The sequence below is a fragment of the Vibrio sp. Vb0667 genome (assembly GCF_033391095.1).
Window position 1 is genome coordinate 125254 of record NZ_JAWPOL010000006.1, and the last position, 19064, is coordinate 144317.

Sequence of the window (19064 nt, forward strand, 5' to 3'; positions counted from 1 at the left end):
AGAATTTCCGTGTTTACAAACCGTTGTCAGATTTGTTGTGATTCCATCAACCTCGCCCTAGCTTGTGGTCTGAAATCCAAGCCGGTACGAGGTGATGAAAATACAGTTACACGGTACCTATACGTTGCTGTCTTGCTGCAAACGAATGGCAATATTGCGTGTCTGGACATAGCTATAAATCGCTTCTTGTCCTTTTTCTCGCCCAAAACCGGACAAGCCCACGCCACCAAATGGTGTTTCGATACCACCAGCAAACCATTCATTGATGAACACTTGCCCACCACGCAGTTGCTGCGCCACACGCAATGTTTGGTTTAGGCTTTCACCAAAGACACCAGCAACCAGGCCAAAATCGGTGCAATTCGCGATTTCAACGGCCTCTTGCTCGGTTTCAAACGGTGTAATTACCAGTACAGGACCAAACACTTCTTCTTGAGCAATACGCATATCTGGTGAGGCTTCAATCACCGTCGGTGCCACAAAGTAACCCGACAAATCAGGGGCGTATCCACCCGTTAGGATGTTCGCGCCGTCGGCTTTTGCTTGTTCTATCATTTCAAGCACGCGCGCTTGTTGATCAGCCGATACCAACGGTGTTATATCCGGCTGGCTTTCACCTTGACCAATGGTTAGGTCTTGCGCCATTTTCACTACCGCCGCTTTTACTTCTTCATAACGCTCTTTTTGAATTAGCAAACGAGACATTGCCGAACAAACTTGACCAGCGTTAAAGAAAATACCGACTTGAACGCTTTGTAAAAGCGTTTCGAGACTCACATCTTTCAGTGCGATAGCGGCCGATTTACCACCCAGCTCCATCACAGATGGTGTGGCGCGTTGCGCTGAATCTTTCAGTATGCGTTGGCCGGTCGGCACAGAACCTGTAAAGACAATTTGATCAACGTCTTGATGCTGCACCAAGTGGCTGCCAACTACGGAGCCTTTGCCACATAGCAAGTTAATCGCGCCTTTTGGGAAACCCGCTTTTTCAATCGCTTTAATCAACAACGTCATAGCGAGTGGGGAAATCTCTGGCGATTTGATCACCACTGCGTTACCAGCAGCTAATGCAGGTGCTAATGAGCGTGCACAAATAGAAACTGGGAAATTCCACGGCACAATCTGCACTGACACACCAAACGGCACATATTGGGTGAAATCGACATAATCTTTACCCAACGGAATTGACGTGCCTTCCAGCTTGTCGGCCATGCCAGCGTAGTATTCGAAGTAACGTGCCGATTCTAAAAACTCATCTTTGGCATCTTGCAAAGATTTCCCATTTTCACGGCAGGCAACTAACCCACCTTCATCAACCATTTCACGAATAGCCGCGGCGGCTTTTAACATCCACTCGGTTCTGACGGCTGGACGAACGTCCGAAAGAACGCCTTGATTGACTACTCGACGTGCCGCTGCCATTGCGCGATCTGCATCGGTGATAGTGGCTTCTGCAACCGTCGCATACGCTTCGGCTGTGCCAGGGTTCATGACGGTCAGCGCTTGCTCTGAATCGCACCACTCACCATCAATATAATTAAGGTAATGCATCATATTACTGCTCCAGTGCCGCTTTCACTTGCTTTGCCAACCAGGTTTGAAAGAAATGCGTCGGAACATCCATTTCTGGTGAGAACACACCACCACCAAAGCCAGGTGAGTAACGACCTTCCTGCATGCCCTCGACCGCTCCAATATCTTCGCCGAATACGACTCGCCATGACTCAACGGTAGCAGTACGGCACGCAGCGAACTCATCTTTCGTTGCTTCATCACCCACATAGAAAACACGTAGGTGCTCAACACTTTTATTCGCAGTGATTGGTTCAATCATCATCGCAAAGGCATGATCGGCTTGAATACCAAGCAACACGTTTGGAAAGAGTGCAACATATTCTGCATGACGCAGTTTATCTTCTGGCCAGCTTGGAAATTTAGGTAAGTGTGTTCCTGCAGTATCAGAGAGGTTGTATGCGAGACTACCTTGGCCAGAAAAACGCTCTGCAAACATGATGTTGTAGTGATCCTCTAGGCGAGAATAACTGTTCAAACTCGGATGCACCCAAGGTAAGTGGTAAGCTTCACAGTAGTTTTCTACGGCAAGCTTCCAGTTACTTTTCACTTCTATCTCTAAGTTGCCACCCATGTTCACGCGGCGAAGAAGCCCTAATCCTTCTTCACCTAAGAATTGCTGCCAACGTTGCTCTAGCGGCGCGATATGGTCTTCAAAGCTTTCTGCATTGCCCGATAAGTTGACGAATACCATGTCCATCCAAACGGCTGAACGAAGTGGCTTAAGGCCGTGCTTTTCACACTTAAATCGATCATCTTTGTGTTTTGCGATACCACCAATGTGTGGTGTGCCTTTTAGATTGCCGTCAAGATCGTACGTCCATGAATGGTAAGGACAGCGAATCATTCCTTGAACTTCGCCTGCCTCATGAACCAGCTTCATACCACGATGACTACATACGTTGTGGAAAACTTGGACTTCACCTTGGCGATTTCTCATCATGAGTAGTGGAAGATTCATGAAATCAAGTGGCATCACATAACCATTTTTAAGCAGGTCTGATGCAAAACCAATACATACCCAAGTGTTACCAAACACCTGATCACGCTCAAAAGTAAAATACTCTTCGCTGGTGTAGGCCTGATTCGGCATTCCTGTTGCTTCACTGATTGGGTTCAGTACATTATCAACAAGTTCAACAGGAATAATGGTTTGGTTGACATTGCTCATATTCATATCTCCGAGAGTCGAGTTGCATCCAGTGCGTACAACATCGTGTTGTGTTAGTGGAGATGATTTTGATTAACAACCCGGCAACAAACAAACGACTTTTTCGCCGGGCTTGGATGAGTTTTTGTCATTCATGCATTGATCTCGAACAAAAAAATAACCTTTTAATTAACAATGATCTTCTTGTCATGATTAATACTCATTAACCGATGAGTATTAATCAGTTGAAACACAAAAGCCCTCTCTCTACTCTCTTTCAAAAATTAACAATAACGCAACAAACAATAACGCTAAAACAAACGCACTGTGAGGGATGCCTATGAGAGCAACATCTGGGATATTGAAAGGACTCAATCCGACTGTGACTATCGCATCAAAGATCGTCGTTATCGGTTTTGTACTTTTCTGCGCCATTCTCGCCAACCAAGCGGGCCAATACTTCGAAACGATTTCCGGCATTTTGCTGCAGAATATGAAGTGGTTTTACATCGGACTTGTTTCACTCGTTGTCGGTTTTCTTCTTTACCTTATGGTTAGTCGATATGGGCATATTCGTTTGAGTAAAGATGACGAAAAACCAGAGTTTAGTTATTTGTCTTGGGTATCCATGCTTTTTTCCGGAGGCATGGGGATAGGCTTGATTTTCTGGTCGGTCGCCGAACCGATGTGGCATTACGCTGACAACCCATTTACTCAAGGCCTGACCAATGAAGCCGCAACAACATCAATGAAACTGACATTCTTTCACTGGGGCCTACATCCTTGGTCTGTCTTTATCATTGTGGCACTCGCATTAGCTTACTTTTCCTACCGTAAAGATCTGCCTTTTACCCTACGCTCTATCTTGTACCCTTTGATTGGTGATCGTATTTATGGGCCTATCGGACACACGGTTGATATCCTAACAGTCGCGGTGACCGCTTTCGGTATATCTCAAACCTTGGGGATGGGAGTTATCCAAATAAACTCTGGTTTGAATCAAGCCTTTGGTCTAGATATTAGTTTGGGGATTCAACTCTTTATTATCGTTTCCCTTTGTACTTGTGCGGTTGCGTCGGTGCTATCTGGTGTAGGAAAAGGTATTCGCCGTTTATCAGAATGGAACATGCTGCTCTCACTCGCACTCGTGCTAGTCGTACTTTACATTGGCCCAACTCGCTATATCTTAAATACGCTACTCGAAAGTACGGGGCTTTATGCACAAAACATTGTCGGTATGAGCTTATGGAGCGATGCACAGAATGACTCTGGCTGGCAAAACTGGTGGACGGCTTATTACTGGCCTTGGTGGATGACTTGGGCACCTTTCGTTGGCATGTTTGTGGCTCGTATCTCTAAAGGACGCACAATACGTGAACTTATCGGCGGTGCTCTCATCGTACCCACGCTGATCACGTTTTTATGGATTTCAGTATTTGGTGGTGCAGCGTTGAAGGTAGAGCAAGACGCTCGTGTTGCTCATCAAGAGCAAGTCACTGCGGCACAAGAAGCCAAACAAACACCACCTGCGGATTTCTCTGGCGGCCCGATTCTTGAAGCGACTAAAGCCGATACGACACGCGCTTTGTTTACGCTATTCGACAATCTAGATACAGGTATGTTTGGTAAACTCCTTAGCGTGCTTGCGTGTCTATTGCTCGGTACTTATTTCATTACCTCCGCAGACTCGGGTACCTTGGTTCTATGTACCCTCGATGCCGCTGGGCACAGTGAGCCTCCTACGTCTATACGCGTATTGTGGGGAATCATGATCGCTGCCATTGCGGGAGTGCTTCTATATGCAGGAGGGTTAAAAGCAATGCAAACAGCCTCCATTATTGCCGGTTTCCCTATCGCGATTTTTATCGCAGTGATGAGCTTAACGCTGTTTCATAGTATTCGACGCGAACCTAAGCCATGGGCAATGCTTCCAGAGCACGTTCACCCAGAGCAAGAGAAACTTGATGGTCCTGTTGAACCGCTTGTTGAAAGCAAAACAGTGGTTTCCGAGCCTATCGCTTCAACATCCTCACTAAAAGATGATTCCACACTCAATCAGGGACCAGTACTAAGTTAGTGCGTCGTTTCATCAATCAATTAAAACAAAGCGGGAACTGGTACTCCCGCTTTTTAACATGACCAAACTCTGTTATTTTCTCTGCTTATTGATTTAGGCTAAACCTCGATCACCCACCTCATCTGGCAACTGTTGCAAAAGCCACTCTCTAAAACGCTTGACGCTTGCTGGGATTAAACCTCTATTTTTAGGTTCAAGCATAGAGAAATTGGAAGGTGTTGAAAGCACGTGTTCGACTGGCCTAACTAAAGCACCGCTTTGTAAATAGTCGTCCACTAATGACCCCCAGGCTAACGCGATTCCCTGACCATTAATTGCCGCTTGTAACAGCATTGGATAGTTATTGATGTTCATGCGATTACGAGGCGAAATATTTGGCAATCCTACACTCGCAAACCACTGCTCCCAATTCACCCAATCTCTTTGAGACTCTTCCAGATAGAGTAACGTTTTATTGAAGATTTCTTCTGGCTTACTAGGCTGGCCGATTTTCTCTAGATAAAGCGGGCTACACACAGGGAATACTTCTTCTGAAAATAGCGTTGTCACGTCCATTTCCGCAGGTGGAGTGCGACAATAAAACAAGGCGATATCGCAATCTAATCGGCGTAAGTCCAACACATTATCTGAGGCCAATATCCTTATATCGATGTCATCATGTTCATTTTGAAATTGAGCAACCTTAGGCAACAACCACAAGGCTGCCATTGCATTTGTCGTCGCAACCGTGATCTTTTGTTCGCCCTGCCACTTCTTCACTTCACCCGTGATTTGAGCAATATCGAGCAAAGATTGGCTGACAGCTTGATAATATTGAAGACCTGTAGGCGTTAAATTAATGCTTCGATTGGCTCGCGTGAACATAGCCTTGCCTAAGTATTCTTCTAATTGTCTAATTTGGCGACTGATAGCACCTTGGGTCACGTTTAGCTCGTCAGCGGCTAATGTAAAACTCAAGTGCCGCGCCGACGCTTCAAACGCAACGAGGCTATTTAAAGGTGGGAGGGGTTTGATTTTCATGTATCTTCCAGTAAGGCAGTATTGTAATTATTTTTATTCCCGGCAATCTTATGTTGCACGTGGATAATGCCATTCTGGACAACACCTCAAAAACGACAATTTATAAATGATAAAAAATAGAGATGAATCATAAATTGTTGTGAGAGAGACTGCCGTATACAGTTTCGTGGCTACAACGAGCACAAAAAGAGGAGCAGTTACTCCTCTTTTGTCTAGCCTTTTGCTCACTTTGTACGAGTTAGCCCATTTACCCTATTGCCAGTTTAGTACTCGCGTAACGCGCTTTTTTCTTTCTTGGACTGGCTAAGAAGTACGCTAATGTAAGAGGCCCTAATCGTCCCATAAACATCATGAAGATGATCACTAACTCACCCGGTTCGGACAAACTGCCCGTTAAGCCTCGCGATAACCCAACCGTACCCAGTGCCGAGACCGCTTCGAACATAATGTCTAACATAGACGCTTTCTCTGTCAGTAACAGCGTGAATATGGCAAACCAAGTCACCCCCACCGAGATCAGAGTCAGCGCCAATGCCTTGCTGATGGTCTCTTTGGGAATCTCGCGTTGAAAGGCATAGGTTGCTTCATCGCGACGCAAATAGCTGTAAGTCGCCAAGACTAACACTATAAATGTCACAACTTTAATGCCACTTGCCGTACTCAATGATCCACCGCCGATAAACATCAACACCAGAATGATCGCCGTTGTGGCATCTTCCAACTGATCGATAGCTAAAGTGTTGAACCCTGCCGTTCTTGGCGTCACCGCTTGAAACCACGATGCCCACCATTTCCCTGCTTCGCTCAACGGGGCAAGCGTGTTGGGGTTGTCATATTCAATCAGATAAATCGCGATAAGTGCCACCACGTTAATGATCATCGTGCCTAAGATCATCATTCGACTGTAAACGGTGAGTCGATGCCAACGGCGATTGCGTTTTAAGTCAATCCAAACCGAGAAGCCTAAACCACCAATAATGAACAAACTGGTAATGGTGAAGTTAACGACCGGGTCGTCCACGTAAGGCATTAAGCTATCGGCACTCAACGCAAAACCTGCATTGTTAAACGCACTGATGGTGTAGAAGAAACCATGGAACAAACTGGTTTCCCAGCCCAGCTCTTCACTCCAATAAACGCTCAAAATAGTGAAACCAATAAGTTCAACGAGCAGAGCGAACATCAATACAGATTTAGCAGTGGCAATGAGTGTCGATGAATCAGTCTGGTTGAACGCCTCTCTCGCGACTGCTCGCTCCAAAAAGCCAATTTTTCCGCCCAGAGCCAGCAAGGTCACGATAGCAAACGTCATCAAACCTAGGCCACCACATTGAATCAGGAAAGCAATAACCACTTGCCCAAAAGGCGTAAACGCCGTGCCCGTGTCCACCACAACTAATCCCGTCACCGTAATGGCCGATGTTGCTGTAAACAGGCTTTGAATCCAAGTGATGGGCTCTGTGGTGGCAATCGGCAGTTTGAGTAAGACCGTGCCGAGCATGATCAAGCACGCAAAGCTGAGGCTAAGTATTAATGGCGGTGCGCCCAACAATTTTTTGCCCGCTTTGGGTTTTCGCTCGATTGGGATAACAGAGGGATGCCACAAAACCATGTTACACCAACCTTGGAGCGACGTATTTCAGCTCAGCGCGACTACCGCAAAGCAACAGCGTGTCGAACTCATTAAGCACAAACTCATCATTGATATTGGTGTAGACGGCTTCTTCGCGCTTCACCAAGATAGGCTGAATGTTGTAACTGCCTCGGCTGATCAACTTAGAAAGCGGCGTATCGTGCAGATTGGATTTAACGTGGATTTCCACCACATACAAACCATGCCCCATTTCCAAATAGTTGTTCACCATCGGATAGTTGAGTGCCTGCGCGACTCTTACGCCCATCTCCTCTTCCGGATGAATAATGCGTTGTACACCAAGCTTAGACACGATGGTGTGGTGTGCTTTGGTGCTCGCTTTGACCCAAATAGATTTCACACCCAGATTTTTCAGCGCCAGCGTACACAACAAACTGGCTTGCATGTCTTCGCCAATCGCCACCAACACCACATCACTGTTCGCTAACGCTAACTCTCTGAGTGCACCTTCGTCTGTTGCGTCACATATGACCGCTTGCGTTAACTCTTCGACGTATTTTTCGACGATTTTCGGGTCGCTATCCACCCCCGTTACGGTGTGTCCAAGATGAATAAGTTCTAAGCTGGCGGCAACGCCAAATCGCCCTAGACCAATTACTGTAAAGTGAGCCATATCAATACCTAACTGTGTTTTATGTATAGAAAATGCTAATGCGTTAAGGGTTAGACTGATTTTCCGTCACGGAAAATAGGCAACACGAATCCTGTTCGAGTGCCGATAACCAGCACTAAACCTTGGCATTAACGTTGATTAAATTTGGAATTTAGTGGTGCTTGGACGCCTCTAGCACTAAACGATAACCCAACCCCGGCTCGGTTTTTAATAGCCGCTGTTCGTCAGCACTATCGTTCAGTTTTTTGCGTAGTTGACTCACTAACACACGTAAGTAGTGAGTATCTTCGACATGACTTTTTCCCCAAATCACCGCTAGCAAATGAGTTTGCTCAATGAGTTTTCCCGGCTTGAGAATCAACTGTTCAATGAAAGAAAACTCTTTCTTGGTGAGTGGAATTTCCCTCTGATCCAACCAAAATTGGTGAGTACTTTTGATGATTTTGACTCGGCCAGCCACCAGCTCATCAGCGACGGTTTGCTCATCCACCAAATCTCGAACCAGCACTTTGATGCGCGCGATGAGCTCTTTTACGCCAAAAGGCTTGCTCAAGTAATCATTCGCGCCTGCTTCTAAAAGGCGGATTTTTTCCTCTTCTTGATCGCGAGCTGTCAGCACTAGCACTGGCGTTTTATACGTCTGACGAAGCGTAGTGAGAAACTCCGCCCCATCGCCGTCGGGCAAGCCTAAATCTAGCAGAATGACGTGCGGCGAATACGCTTCGAAACACGCTTTGGCTTCTGCAATGGTACTCGCGCCAATGTAATCAAACCCTTCAGCAGACAGCGAAATTCGAATAAAGGTATGAATGCGAGGCTCATCGTCCACGACTAAAACTTTGTAACTCACGCCTGCTCTGCTCCTTGATTGAGTGGAAGTCGAATGCGGATCAGCGTCCCTTCTGATACTGGCATAGATTGAATATATCCTTGGTGTGCGGTGATGATGCCTTTGGCAACCGCGAGTCCCATTCCGGTGCCTGAATCGGCCGATTTGTTGTTCGCGCCGGAATAGAAAAGGTTGAATATTTTTTCCGCATCTTCAGCTTTGATGCCAATCCCCATGTCCCGAACATCAATCACGCACGACGAACCCTGCTTAGAAAGTGAAACCTCAACAGATTCATTCTCTGGCGAAAATCGCATGGCATTATCCAGCACATTAAAAATCGCTTGTTCGATGAGCGAACGACTTACTGACAAATAGCCAACGGCATCATCCATATTCATGGACACTTTCTCGGTGTAATTTGGCAAACGAGAAACCGCATCCCGCACAATATCTGCAATCAGCTCATCTTTTTTGGTAATTTTTAATGTGCCGTGCTGGAGCTTAGTCGCCTGTAAGAGGTTCTCGATATATTGATGCAAGCGATGGCTTTCTGAAGTCGCACTGTCGAGCAATTCTTTGCGCTCTAAGTCATTGAGCTTGGGCATGTACTCGTTGAGTGTGGTCAGTGTTCCAATAATGGTTGCCAGCGGCGTGCGTAGGTCATGGGACACCGATAGCAGGATGCTGTTTTGCAGCTTGGTTTGTTTTAACTCTCCCTGCTGGCGACGATAAAGATCCGCAAAGGTGCTGGTGATAAATGCCACCACCATAAACACGACTAAATTAAAAATGTCTTCCGGACGAAACATCTGCAAAGAGTAACGAGGCGTCGTGAAAAAGAAGTTGAAGCTCAACGCTTCGATCACCGCCGCCGCATAAGCGAATCGCGAGTTGCATTGAAACGCCACTACCACGACCGCTAACTGTAAAATCAGCAGGACTGCGGCTGTAGAGCCAAACAGTTGGTCTAACAACCATGAGACGACAACCGCGCCAACAATCACGGTAGTAGAAAAGAGAAAGGTGTTATCTCGCCATTGAACAAACATAAAATACATCAACCAAAATTCGATGTAGAAAACTTTAGCAAAAGCCCATTCGGAGTTCGCGTAAAAAAAGCGTAAAAAATTCAATAACGACAGTGAGTTATAAACATAATCATCATTAAGTTGGCCTAACTTAATGAATAATCACAAGTTAACGTTGCCCATTAACGCCTACTTACTCGGTATAAACGACAGACACAAAAAAGAGGAGCATTTGCTCCTCTTTCGTGTAGCGTCATATTAGATGACTTGCAGTTGAGCATCACCTTGCTCAGACAAAAATCCGCCGGTTTGATGCTTCCACAACTGAGCGTAAACACCACCCAATTGCAGCAGCTCGTAATGCGAGCCTTGCTCAATGATTTTGCCGTCATCCATTACAATCAAACGATCCATCGCGGCAATCGTTGATAAACGGTGAGCAATCGCAATCACTGTTTTTCCTTCCATCAGAACTTCAAGGTTTTCTTGAATTGCCGATTCTACTTCTGAATCAAGTGCAGACGTTGCTTCATCCATGATCAAAATTGGCGCGTTTTTCAGCAGAACGCGAGCAATCGCCACACGTTGACGCTGACCACCAGACAGCTTCACACCGCGTTCACCCACTTCAACGTCATAGCCAACGTTACCTTGCTCGTCTCGTAGAGATTGAATGAAATCATGAGCATGTGCTTTCTCAGCAGCTGCGATAACGGCATCCATTGAAGCATCTGGATCACCGTAAAGAATGTTCTCTTTAATTGAGCGATGTAGCAAAGAGGTGTCTTGCGTGATCATACCGATGTGTTGGCGAAGCGACTCTTGTTCAACTTGAGAAATGTCCTGTCCATCAATACAAATCTTACCGCTATTTACGTCGTAAAAGCGCAGCAACAAGTTGACCAACGTGGATTTACCTGCCCCAGAGCGACCGACAATGCCGACTTTTTCGCCCGGTTTGATAGTCAGATTCAAGTTCTCAAATACTGCCTTCTCATCACTGTAGTTAAAACCTACGTGATCAAAGCAGATCTCACCTTGAGAGATTTGCAAAGGCTTAGCATTTGGTACGTCTTTCACTTCAACATCGTTTGAAATCGTATTAATACCGTCTACTACTGTACCGATGTTTTCAAACAGTGCGCTAACTTCCCACATGATCCACTTCGACATACCTTGTACGCGCAACGCAATACTGATGGCAATCGCAATAGCACCAATTGTTACAGCGTGATCTAGCCATAGATAAACCGAAATGGCACTAATAGACATCAGCAGCAAATAGTTGATGGCATCCACACTAAACAGTAAACAAGTAACCATGCGCATTTGGCGGTAAACCGTCACCAAAAATTGCTTCATGCTGCTTTCTGCGTATTCCAACTCTCGTTGCGAGTGCGCGAATAGCTTTACGGTAGATATGTTGGTGTAAGAATCGACAATGCGCCCAGTCATTACAGAACGAGCATCCGCTTGCTCTGTCGCTACTTGTTTCATTTTAGGGATAAAGTAGAACTGGATAACCGCGTACATTCCTATCCAAATCACAATAGGCAACATTAGCAAACCATCGGCTTCGCCCATCATCCAGAGCATCGAAAGAAAATAAACGCTGATATAAACCAGTACATCCACCAGCTTCATGACCGTTTCTCGTACCGCTAACGCACTTTGCATCACTTTGGTCGCAACTCGGCCTGCAAAGTCACGCTGGAAAAATCCAACCGCTTGTTTTAGCAAGTAACGGTGAATCAACCAACGGATAGACATCGGGTAGTTACCCAATAACGTTTGGTGCATCACCATTGAGTGGACAAAACCGAGAGCTGGCATCACAACCGCCACTAAGAACAGCATCATTAGCATGCGATCACCCTGGTCTTGCCAGAATGTTGCGCGATCTTGATTAGAGAGAATATCGACGAGCTCGCCCATATAACGCAACAGCGTCACCTCAGTAATGGCAATAAGCGCACTGAACACAGCCATAACGAGTAAAGGGGCTTCAAAGCCACGAGTGTAAAAACGACAAAAGCCAAATAGCGTCTTCGGTGGCTTTTCGGTTTCCATCTGGGGAAAGGGTTGGGTCAGCTTTTCAAACCAATTGAACATAACAATGACTTTAGGTACCGCGAATGAATTTGCGAACGTTTTACTATCTTTTGATACAAAAGTCAGTAAAATACCGAAACAAAAGCTCAAATGATAATAATTACAATTAAGCTTAGCGTTAATCATAATTATCGGGAATAGATTTATGCAAAAGAATAACTCACTGACCATCGCTATCCGCAACGCGTTGGTTTGTGCTTTAGCACCTACAGCAGTGGTTGCATTCACAGCACAAGCTCAAGAAGACGTCGTACAAGATGACGTGATTGCCATGGAGACCATAACGGTCACCGCGCAAGCACTTAAAGTAGAAACCCCTGCAGCAGAAACGCCGCGCAGCGTATCTATCATTTCTGAAGATGAACTTCGTGTTCGTGCACCGAAAAAGCTAGATGAAGCATTACGCTACACGTCTGGTGTAACCGCTCAGCCTTATGGCGCAGACAACGACACTGATTGGTTCAAAGTTCGTGGATTTGATGCAGCGACTTACCTAAACGGCAACCGCCTATTCCGCGATGGTTACTACACATGGTTGGTCGAACCTTACGGCCTAGAAAGTGTAGAAGTCGTTAAAGGTCCATCGGCTATTCTGTTTGGTGAATCGGCACCAGGCGGTATCGTGAATGCTGTTCAGAAAAAACCAACGTTTACGCCTCAAGGCGAAGTAAAAGTCGAAGTTGGCAACAACCAACACCAATCCGTAGGTTTTGACATTGCTGACGAAGCAAACGACGCAGGCACTGTGCGCTATCGTTTGGTTGGCTTGATGACAAGCCAAGATGGTGAACTGGACGGCACAAACAACGAGCGTTTCTACCTAGCGCCAAGTGTCGAGTTCGACATTTCTGACCGTACAATGCTGACCGTTTTGGCAACTTACCTTCATGATGACGGTGTACCAACTAACCCATTCTTCCCAGCTGCAGGTACTCTGATTGGTTCTAACTTTGGCAAAATCGATCCTTCGACTAACCTTGGTCAACCAAACTACGATAAATACGAACGCACGCAGTTTTCTCTAGGTTACTTACTAGAGCACGACATCAATGACACGTGGTCACTCTCGCAAAACCTCAACTACGGTTCGAATGAGTTGTTCTTGCGCAGCTCTTACGCGTTCTCAAACAACGATCCAGCGAAAGAAGAATTAACGCAAGGCATCGTATTCCGTGACGGAAAAAACCAGAGCATCACGTTCGATAACAATGCTGTCGGCAACTGGATGACAGACAACGCAGAGCACACAGTGCTTATCGGTATGGATTTGCAATTCCACAAAACCGATGGCGACGAGCAGGACAACTACGCATTTGGCACCATCAATCCGTGGAACCCAGTTTACGGCAACTTCACCCCTCTTGATCCTGCCGACAACGTGAAACGTGAGATTGAGAAATCTCAAGCAAGTCTCTATTCACAATACCAATTGAAACTGCATGAACAGTGGATTGGTAACATCGGTGCTCGTTACGACTGGGTGAAAACAGAAAACTCTGGCAAAGGCGCTACCGTTGATCAAAGTGAATCTCGTGATGATGGTCAGCTATCTCTAAGTGCGGGTGTGATGTACCTTGCAAACAATGGCCTGTCACCTTACGCAAACTACTCTCAGTCGTTTGAAGTGATCAGCACTATTGATACGGCAACCAATGAACTTTACAAACCGCTGGAAGGCGAGCAAGTAGAAGTGGGGGTGAAGTATGAGCCAAGCTTTATGGATGGCTTTATCAACCTTGCATGGTTCGACATCACGCAAAAGAATGCATTGGTCACAAACCCATCAACATGGATTGCGACACAAACAGGTGAAGTGACATCTCAAGGTGTTGAGCTAGAAAGCACGGCGCAGCTAACCGACGATCTAAAACTGATGGCAAGCTACACCTACACTAAAGCGAAAACAGATGAGAGCTTTGGCCAAGGTAAAAAACAAGCCGCACTTATTCCTGAGCACCAAGCTTCTGCATGGGTAGACTACAGCGCCTACAGCCTGATTCCAGGCCTCAATATCGGTACTGGTGTGCGCTACGTAGGTGAGTCAAAAGATAACCCTAAGAGCTCGAACCTAACGGTTCCTTCAGTCACTCTTTGGGATGCGTCAGTCACTTACGACATCACTTCACAGTGGCAAGCACAGCTAAACGTGAACAACATCCTAGATAAAGAGTTTGTTTCAGGTTGCGATTACTGGTGTTACTACGGCCAGTCTCGCTCTGTTATGCTAAACGCAAACTACCGCTGGTAATTGTACTTCTACTCCCCTCTATTGAGGGGAGTTTTCTCCTAAGAGCCATCCATGTTTCAACTGTCTAATATTGAGATCGTGCGAGGTGGACGTCAGATCCTCGGCATCGAACAACTTAACATCCCAACAAATGAGCTAACGGTCGTTTTAGGCCATAACGGTTCAGGTAAGTCGACACTGGTGAACCTGCTTTCTGGTCAAATGCCACCAGATAAAGGCACGGTAACACTAAACGATACTTCCCTTTCATCACTCAAAACCAAAGAGTTGGCAAAACAGATCGCCTATTTGCCACAAAAGCTGCCCTCTTCAGCTGGTTTAACGGTAGAAGAGCTAGTGCGCTTAGGTCGCTTTCCGTGGCGTGGGGCACTTGGTCGTTGGAAAACTGAAGACAAACAAATCATCACGCAGGCTATGGAACGAACAGGAGTTACACCTTTTGCTCAAGCTTTGGCGGATGACTTATCGGGCGGCGAGCGCCAACGCGCTTGGGTGTCTATGCTACTGGCTCAACAATCGCCAATTTTAATTCTCGATGAGCCAACCTCGGCGCTCGATGTTCACCATCAGTTTCAACTAATGGCGCTGCTGGCAGAACTGAATCGAACCGAGAACGTAGGCATTATCGTGATCCTGCACGATCTGAACTTAGCCCTGCGCTACGCCACCCACATTGTTGCGCTCAAAAAAGGTAAAATTGCCTTTGAAGGCAACGCCGACATGTTGTTAGACGAGGCACGCCTTTCTAAACTATATGAGTCACCAATTAAGCTGATTGAGCACCCAAGCCCGGCTAACACATTAGCGAGCCAAAAGGTGGCTGTTGTATGCGCATAATAGCTCGTTTACTTACTGTGGTTACACAATCTGCTTTTCTCCTCGTATTTTTTATGACCAATGCACATGCAGTCATCACCGTTACCGATGAATATGGTGAGCATAGTTTTGAGCAAGCGCCTCAACGCGTTGTTGCCTTAAACTGGGACATCTTAGAACAAGTTTTGGCGCTAAACTTAGAACCAATCGCAGCCCCAAATTTACCAGGCTACCGCCAATGGGTCGTCAATCCAACCGCACCAAAGTCAATTGAAGATATTGGAACCCGAGCAGAGCCCAACTTAGAAAAAATAGCCAGTTTAAAACCAGATATCATTCTTGCTGCGTCTCCACAGCAAGACTTGATTCCGTTACTCAAACAAATTGCTCCGGTAATCTATTTACCTAATTTTTCTGAAAATGAGGCCGCAGCTGAAACGGCCATTCGTCACTTTCGTACGCTCAGCAAGCTATTCAATAAAGAGGCACTTGCTGAACAGAAACTGGCAGAATTAGATGCTTCATTTGCGCAGATGCGCCAGCGAATTCGCCACTATTACTCTTCTCCACTCAGCGTTCTTGTGATGCGATTTTCAACCCCGAATACTGTATTACTTGCAACCGAAAACTCCACCACTGACTACGTGGTTAGAAAACTGGGATTACAGGCTCCAATTAAAGAGGACCCACGTGCGTGGGGAGTAAAGCAAGATCGAATCAATCGGCTTCAGAGCCTTCAAAACAGCTACGTTCTCTACGTACAGCCTTTCCCAGAAGAACGAAAACTGAAAGAGTCGCCACTTTGGCAAGCGATGCCGTTTGTGAAAAAGCAGCGGGTAAATTCAGTCAGAGCAGTGTGGGCGTATGGCGGTGCCATGTCTTTGCAATACACCGCTGAAGCGATTACCGACAGTCTAATAGAGTTGGCACCAGAACAATGAGAACGAAACATTATATTGGTTATCTGGCGCTGATTACGTTACTTAGCGTCTTTAGCCTACAAATTGATACTAATTTATCACTTTTCGAACAATGGCAATTATTAACAAAACCAGAGGTAGCAACCGAGTTTCGTGACGTATTCTTTACGCAAGCGCAGCTTCCTAGGTTAAGTATGACCCTGCTTGTTGGTGCCATGCTTGGTCTCACCGGCAGCTTAATGCAGCAATTAACGCAGAATAACCTCACCTCGCCGTTGACTCTTGGCACCTCTTCTGGTGCTTGGCTTGCATTAGTCGTGGTAAACATTTGGTTCGTCGATTGGGTAGCCGATTACTCTGCATTAGCCGCAATGATGGGGGCTTTAGTGGCGTTTGGCCTGATCGTATCAATTGCCGGCGTGCGTAATATGACAGGTTTGCCGCTGGTCGTTTCGGGGATGGTGATCAATATCTTGCTTGGTTCTATCGCCACAGCCATTATTATTTTAAACGCCCAGTTCGCACAGAATATTTTTATGTGGGGAGCAGGAGACCTCTCTCAATACAGCTGGGATTGGTTTGAGTGGTTATTACCTCGCTGCGCTATCGCAATCGTAATTTTGATCGTCGCACCACGTATTCTGACCTTAATGAAACTAGGACAAGAAGGCGCAGCAGCCCGAGGCTTAGCGGTATTACCCACGTTTGGTGCATTAATGGTGATGGGTATTTGGCTGGTATCTGCCTCAATCACCGCAGTTGGCATTATCAGCTTCATCGGATTACTGACACCCAATATTGCCAGAGCGATGGGAGCAAGAACACCGCGCGACGAATTGATCAGCAGCATGCTTTTGGGCGCAATGCTACTAATCATCACAGACTCTGCCGCTATCTCGCTGAGCTTATGGTTAGAGGAAACCATTCCTAGCGGCGTAGCGGCTGCAGCTATTGGCGCTCCCGCTTTAATTTGGTTTACTCGTAAAAAACTGACGGCAACCGATCAACTTAACCTTTCAATGAGCCAAGGAAAAACGGCGCTTTCTAAACGCGCGGTATGCAGCATTGCGCTATTCAGTCTGGTTGGGATTCTAGCTTACTCATTCGTTACCCATGGTATAAACGGAATTCAATGGTCTGTGCCAGGTGAGTTCCAATGGCAATTGCGCTGGCCGCGCATGTTAACCGCACTTTCTGTCGGTATTGCTCTATCCGTTGCCGGAATCATTTTGCAACGCATAGTTTACAACCCTCTGGCAAGTCCCGATATTCTCGGTGTGTCTTCCGGAGCCACGTTTGCCATTATTACGACAGGAGTCATCGCTGGGTCGCTTCTCTCCGCATTTAGCTGGGGTATCGCTTTTTTCGGAAGTATGTCCGTATTGATGTTATTGCTGATTATCGGTAAACGAAGCCATTTTAATCCATCTAACTTCGTGTTGTCCGGCATCGCGCTAACGGCACTACTAGAAGCCCTCGTTCAATTTTCGCTAGCTCAAGGTTCTGGTGACAGTTACAAAATTTTATTGTGGTTAACTGGTTCAATTTATCGAGTCACAGCCGACACCGCACTGATGCTATGTTTGGCCATAATAGTTCTGCTTGCCGCTGTATTCTCGATTTCTCGTTGGCTAACACTAATTTCCATCGGGCGACAATTCTCAAATGCACGAGGGCTTAACCCTACCGTAGCCAATACGCTTATGCTCACCATCGTTGCTTTGTTATGCGCCTTTTCTACCGCTACAGTTGGTCCAATATCTTTTGTTGGCTTGGTCGCTCCCCATATGGCGATGATGTTAGGAGCAAGAAAAGTGAAAGAGCAACTGTGTGTCGGTGCCTTAATTGGCGCAACCCTAATGTTGTGGGCAGATTGGCTAGGACAAATCGCTATTTATCCAAGTCAGGTCGCAGCTGGCACGTTGGTCGCTATTATAGGCAGCACTTACTTCCTATTTTTAATGCTGAAGAGTAAATTCAGCTAAGTTGGGAATATTGTTACAGCCTAAAAATACGCTAAGAAAAACAAACCCCGCTATTTTGATAGCGGGGTTTGAAATGAAAGGCGAAGTACGATGCTCTATTCTTCTCGCACTACAGGAAAACGTTGCTCATAAAGTTCCATAAAGTCCTTACGAATTAAGTGCTCTAAGTGGTTCGCTTTATCGGTTGGGCAGAAAATCATCACGTGCAGAATTTGTTCACCATTAATGTTGCTAGAAATATGCATATGTGGCTCAGAACCAGGAAGGTCAACACCGGCATGTTTTTCAATCATCGCATTGTAACGATGTGCAACATCAGCAAAGTAACTGCAATGTTCTTCAATTTTATCAGTTAAAATCGGTAACAGTGGATACAAATTGACGAAGTCTTTCACCACTACAGAAAAGTTGTGGTAAACGTACCGCTTCATGAAGTTGAGGTTCTTTACTGGATAGGTAAAGAACATACTATTAGGCAATGTCGCTGTTTTGCCGGTGTAATGATATTGCCCGTGATGCAGGTCGATCTCTTGAATCACCGTCGCCATCATATTGTGCTCAATCACTTCACCACACAACTTTCCGACCTCAATCCAGTCTCCAACGCGAAAAGAACGCGAACTTGCTCTTTGAATCGAACCCGTAAAACACAAAATGATTTCTTTGGATGCCACTACAATGGCAACGGCAATCGCCGTTACACTCAGAGCAAACTCGTTAATTTCTGATTGCCATAAAATAAATAAAATCAGTAATGTAACAGCGAAGGTGCCATTTTTAGTTCTGGACATCCAACTACGCTGATCTTCTGAGAGAAAAGCGTGATCACCACGAATCATCGATAAAATTGCACGACGAATTAACCACATAATCGCAAAGATCAGTGCGGTAAAAATCAATTTATGAGTGAGAAGAAAATCGACAACTAACTGCACTTTCTCCATTCCACGGCTCCCTCGAATAAAAATACGGCCCAGTAACAGCTAACGATAACAAATTATTTTGTCTGTTGTCCGTGCTCACTCAAGTCTTTTTGA

14 protein-coding genes are annotated in these 19064 nt (G+C 45.9%); 5 read left to right on the forward strand and 9 right to left on the reverse strand.

The features are described 5' to 3' along the window. Window positions 1-117: 117 nt before the first annotated feature. Entirely contained in the window at window positions 118-1554 is a 1437-nt protein-coding gene (locus tag R8269_RS09410; protein ID WP_258477447.1) for an aldehyde dehydrogenase family protein, read from the reverse strand. 1 nt (window position 1555) lies between these two features. Continuing rightward, a complete protein-coding gene (locus tag R8269_RS09415) occupies window positions 1556-2743 on the reverse strand; it encodes an aromatic ring-hydroxylating oxygenase subunit alpha (protein WP_042521602.1) in 1188 nt (395 codons plus the stop codon). Window positions 2744-3062: 319 nt separating this feature from the next. Here R8269_RS09415 and R8269_RS09420 point away from each other — a divergent pair, with 319 nt between their 5' ends. Further along, complete coding sequence (locus R8269_RS09420) at window positions 3063-4799, forward strand: BCCT family transporter (RefSeq protein ID WP_044129598.1); 1737 nt, start codon at window positions 3063-3065, stop codon at window positions 4797-4799. A gap of 93 nt (window positions 4800-4892) precedes the next feature. Here R8269_RS09420 and gcvA read toward each other — a convergent pair whose 3' ends face one another. From gcvA to R8269_RS09450, 6 genes are all read right to left on the reverse strand, one after another. Then, entirely contained in the window at window positions 4893-5819 is a 927-nt protein-coding gene (gene gcvA / locus R8269_RS09425) for a transcriptional regulator GcvA (protein WP_017635307.1), read from the reverse strand. A 247-nt stretch (window positions 5820-6066) separates the two neighbouring features. Beyond that, on the reverse strand, window positions 6067-7431 hold the full coding sequence (locus R8269_RS09430) for a TrkH family potassium uptake protein (RefSeq protein ID WP_062730915.1): 1365 nt from the start codon (window positions 7429-7431) through the stop codon (window positions 6067-6069). A gap of 1 nt (window position 7432) precedes the next feature. Continuing rightward, on the reverse strand, window positions 7433-8086 hold the full coding sequence (locus R8269_RS09435) for a potassium channel family protein (protein WP_005375180.1): 654 nt from the start codon (window positions 8084-8086) through the stop codon (window positions 7433-7435). 151 nt (window positions 8087-8237) lie between these two features. Further along, window positions 8238-8936, reverse strand: coding sequence for a response regulator transcription factor (locus R8269_RS09440; RefSeq protein ID WP_062730914.1), 699 nt, complete (start codon window positions 8934-8936; stop codon window positions 8238-8240). Continuing rightward, window positions 8933-9976, reverse strand: a complete 1044-nt coding sequence (locus tag R8269_RS09445) for a DUF4118 domain-containing protein (RefSeq protein WP_318222514.1) — start codon at window positions 9974-9976, stop codon at window positions 8933-8935. The genes R8269_RS09440 and R8269_RS09445 overlap by 4 nt, the downstream gene beginning before the upstream one ends. Window positions 9977-10204: 228 nt before the next feature. After that, the gene (locus R8269_RS09450; protein WP_042521744.1) at window positions 10205-12058 is read right to left on the reverse strand and encodes an ABC transporter ATP-binding protein; all 1854 of its coding nucleotides are present in this window, start codon (window positions 12056-12058) and stop codon (window positions 10205-10207) included. A gap of 145 nt (window positions 12059-12203) precedes the next feature. Here R8269_RS09450 and R8269_RS09455 point away from each other — a divergent pair, with 145 nt between their 5' ends. From R8269_RS09455 to fhuB, 4 genes are read left to right on the forward strand one after another with little or no spacing between them, the layout of a single operon-like run. Next, window positions 12204-14306 carry a TonB-dependent siderophore receptor gene (locus tag R8269_RS09455; protein ID WP_206225750.1) on the forward strand — a complete coding sequence of 701 codons (2103 nt, stop codon included), beginning with the start codon at window positions 12204-12206 and terminating at the stop codon, window positions 14304-14306. 51 nt (window positions 14307-14357) lie between these two features. After that, window positions 14358-15143 carry an ABC transporter ATP-binding protein gene (locus R8269_RS09460; protein ID WP_005383893.1) on the forward strand — a complete coding sequence of 262 codons (786 nt, stop codon included), beginning with the start codon at window positions 14358-14360 and terminating at the stop codon, window positions 15141-15143. Further along, complete coding sequence (locus R8269_RS09465) at window positions 15134-16063, forward strand: iron-siderophore ABC transporter substrate-binding protein (RefSeq protein ID WP_318222515.1); 930 nt, start codon at window positions 15134-15136, stop codon at window positions 16061-16063. Before R8269_RS09460 ends, R8269_RS09465 begins: the two co-directional genes overlap by 10 nt. Next, window positions 16060-18027 carry a Fe(3+)-hydroxamate ABC transporter permease FhuB gene (fhuB, locus tag R8269_RS09470; RefSeq protein ID WP_206225751.1) on the forward strand — a complete coding sequence of 656 codons (1968 nt, stop codon included), beginning with the start codon at window positions 16060-16062 and terminating at the stop codon, window positions 18025-18027. Before R8269_RS09465 ends, fhuB begins: the two co-directional genes overlap by 4 nt. Before the next feature lie 95 nt (window positions 18028-18122). On the opposite strand, the gene R8269_RS09475 is transcribed toward fhuB, so the two are convergent. Continuing rightward, complete coding sequence (locus R8269_RS09475; RefSeq protein WP_005375171.1) at window positions 18123-18971, reverse strand: mechanosensitive ion channel family protein; 849 nt, start codon at window positions 18969-18971, stop codon at window positions 18123-18125. Window positions 18972-19064: the final 93 nt, after the last annotated feature.

What these genes read in the sequence shown, in the direction of transcription:
- R8269_RS09410 (WP_258477447.1), bottom strand. Translation starts at nt 1,554, where the DNA reads ATGATGCATTACCTTAATTATATTGATGGTGAGTGGTGCGATTCAGAG.
- R8269_RS09415 (WP_042521602.1), bottom strand. Translation starts at nt 2,743, where the DNA reads ATGAGCAATGTCAACCAAACCATTATTCCTGTTGAACTTGTTGATAAT.
- R8269_RS09420 (WP_044129598.1), top strand. Translation starts at nt 3,063, where the DNA reads ATGAGAGCAACATCTGGGATATTGAAAGGACTCAATCCGACTGTGACT.
- gcvA (WP_017635307.1), bottom strand. Translation starts at nt 5,819, where the DNA reads ATGAAAATCAAACCCCTCCCACCTTTAAATAGCCTCGTTGCGTTTGAA.
- R8269_RS09430 (WP_062730915.1), bottom strand. Translation starts at nt 7,431, where the DNA reads ATGGTTTTGTGGCATCCCTCTGTTATCCCAATCGAGCGAAAACCCAAA.
- R8269_RS09435 (WP_005375180.1), bottom strand. Translation starts at nt 8,086, where the DNA reads ATGGCTCACTTTACAGTAATTGGTCTAGGGCGATTTGGCGTTGCCGCC.
- R8269_RS09445 (WP_318222514.1), bottom strand. Translation starts at nt 9,976, where the DNA reads ATGTATTTTATGTTTGTTCAATGGCGAGATAACACCTTTCTCTTTTCT.
- R8269_RS09450 (WP_042521744.1), bottom strand. Translation starts at nt 12,058, where the DNA reads ATGTTCAATTGGTTTGAAAAGCTGACCCAACCCTTTCCCCAGATGGAA.
- R8269_RS09455 (WP_206225750.1), top strand. Translation starts at nt 12,204, where the DNA reads ATGCAAAAGAATAACTCACTGACCATCGCTATCCGCAACGCGTTGGTT.
- R8269_RS09460 (WP_005383893.1), top strand. Translation starts at nt 14,358, where the DNA reads ATGTTTCAACTGTCTAATATTGAGATCGTGCGAGGTGGACGTCAGATC.
- R8269_RS09465 (WP_318222515.1), top strand. Translation starts at nt 15,134, where the DNA reads ATGCGCATAATAGCTCGTTTACTTACTGTGGTTACACAATCTGCTTTT.
- fhuB (WP_206225751.1), top strand. Translation starts at nt 16,060, where the DNA reads ATGAGAACGAAACATTATATTGGTTATCTGGCGCTGATTACGTTACTT.
- R8269_RS09475 (WP_005375171.1), bottom strand. Translation starts at nt 18,971, where the DNA reads ATGGAGAAAGTGCAGTTAGTTGTCGATTTTCTTCTCACTCATAAATTG.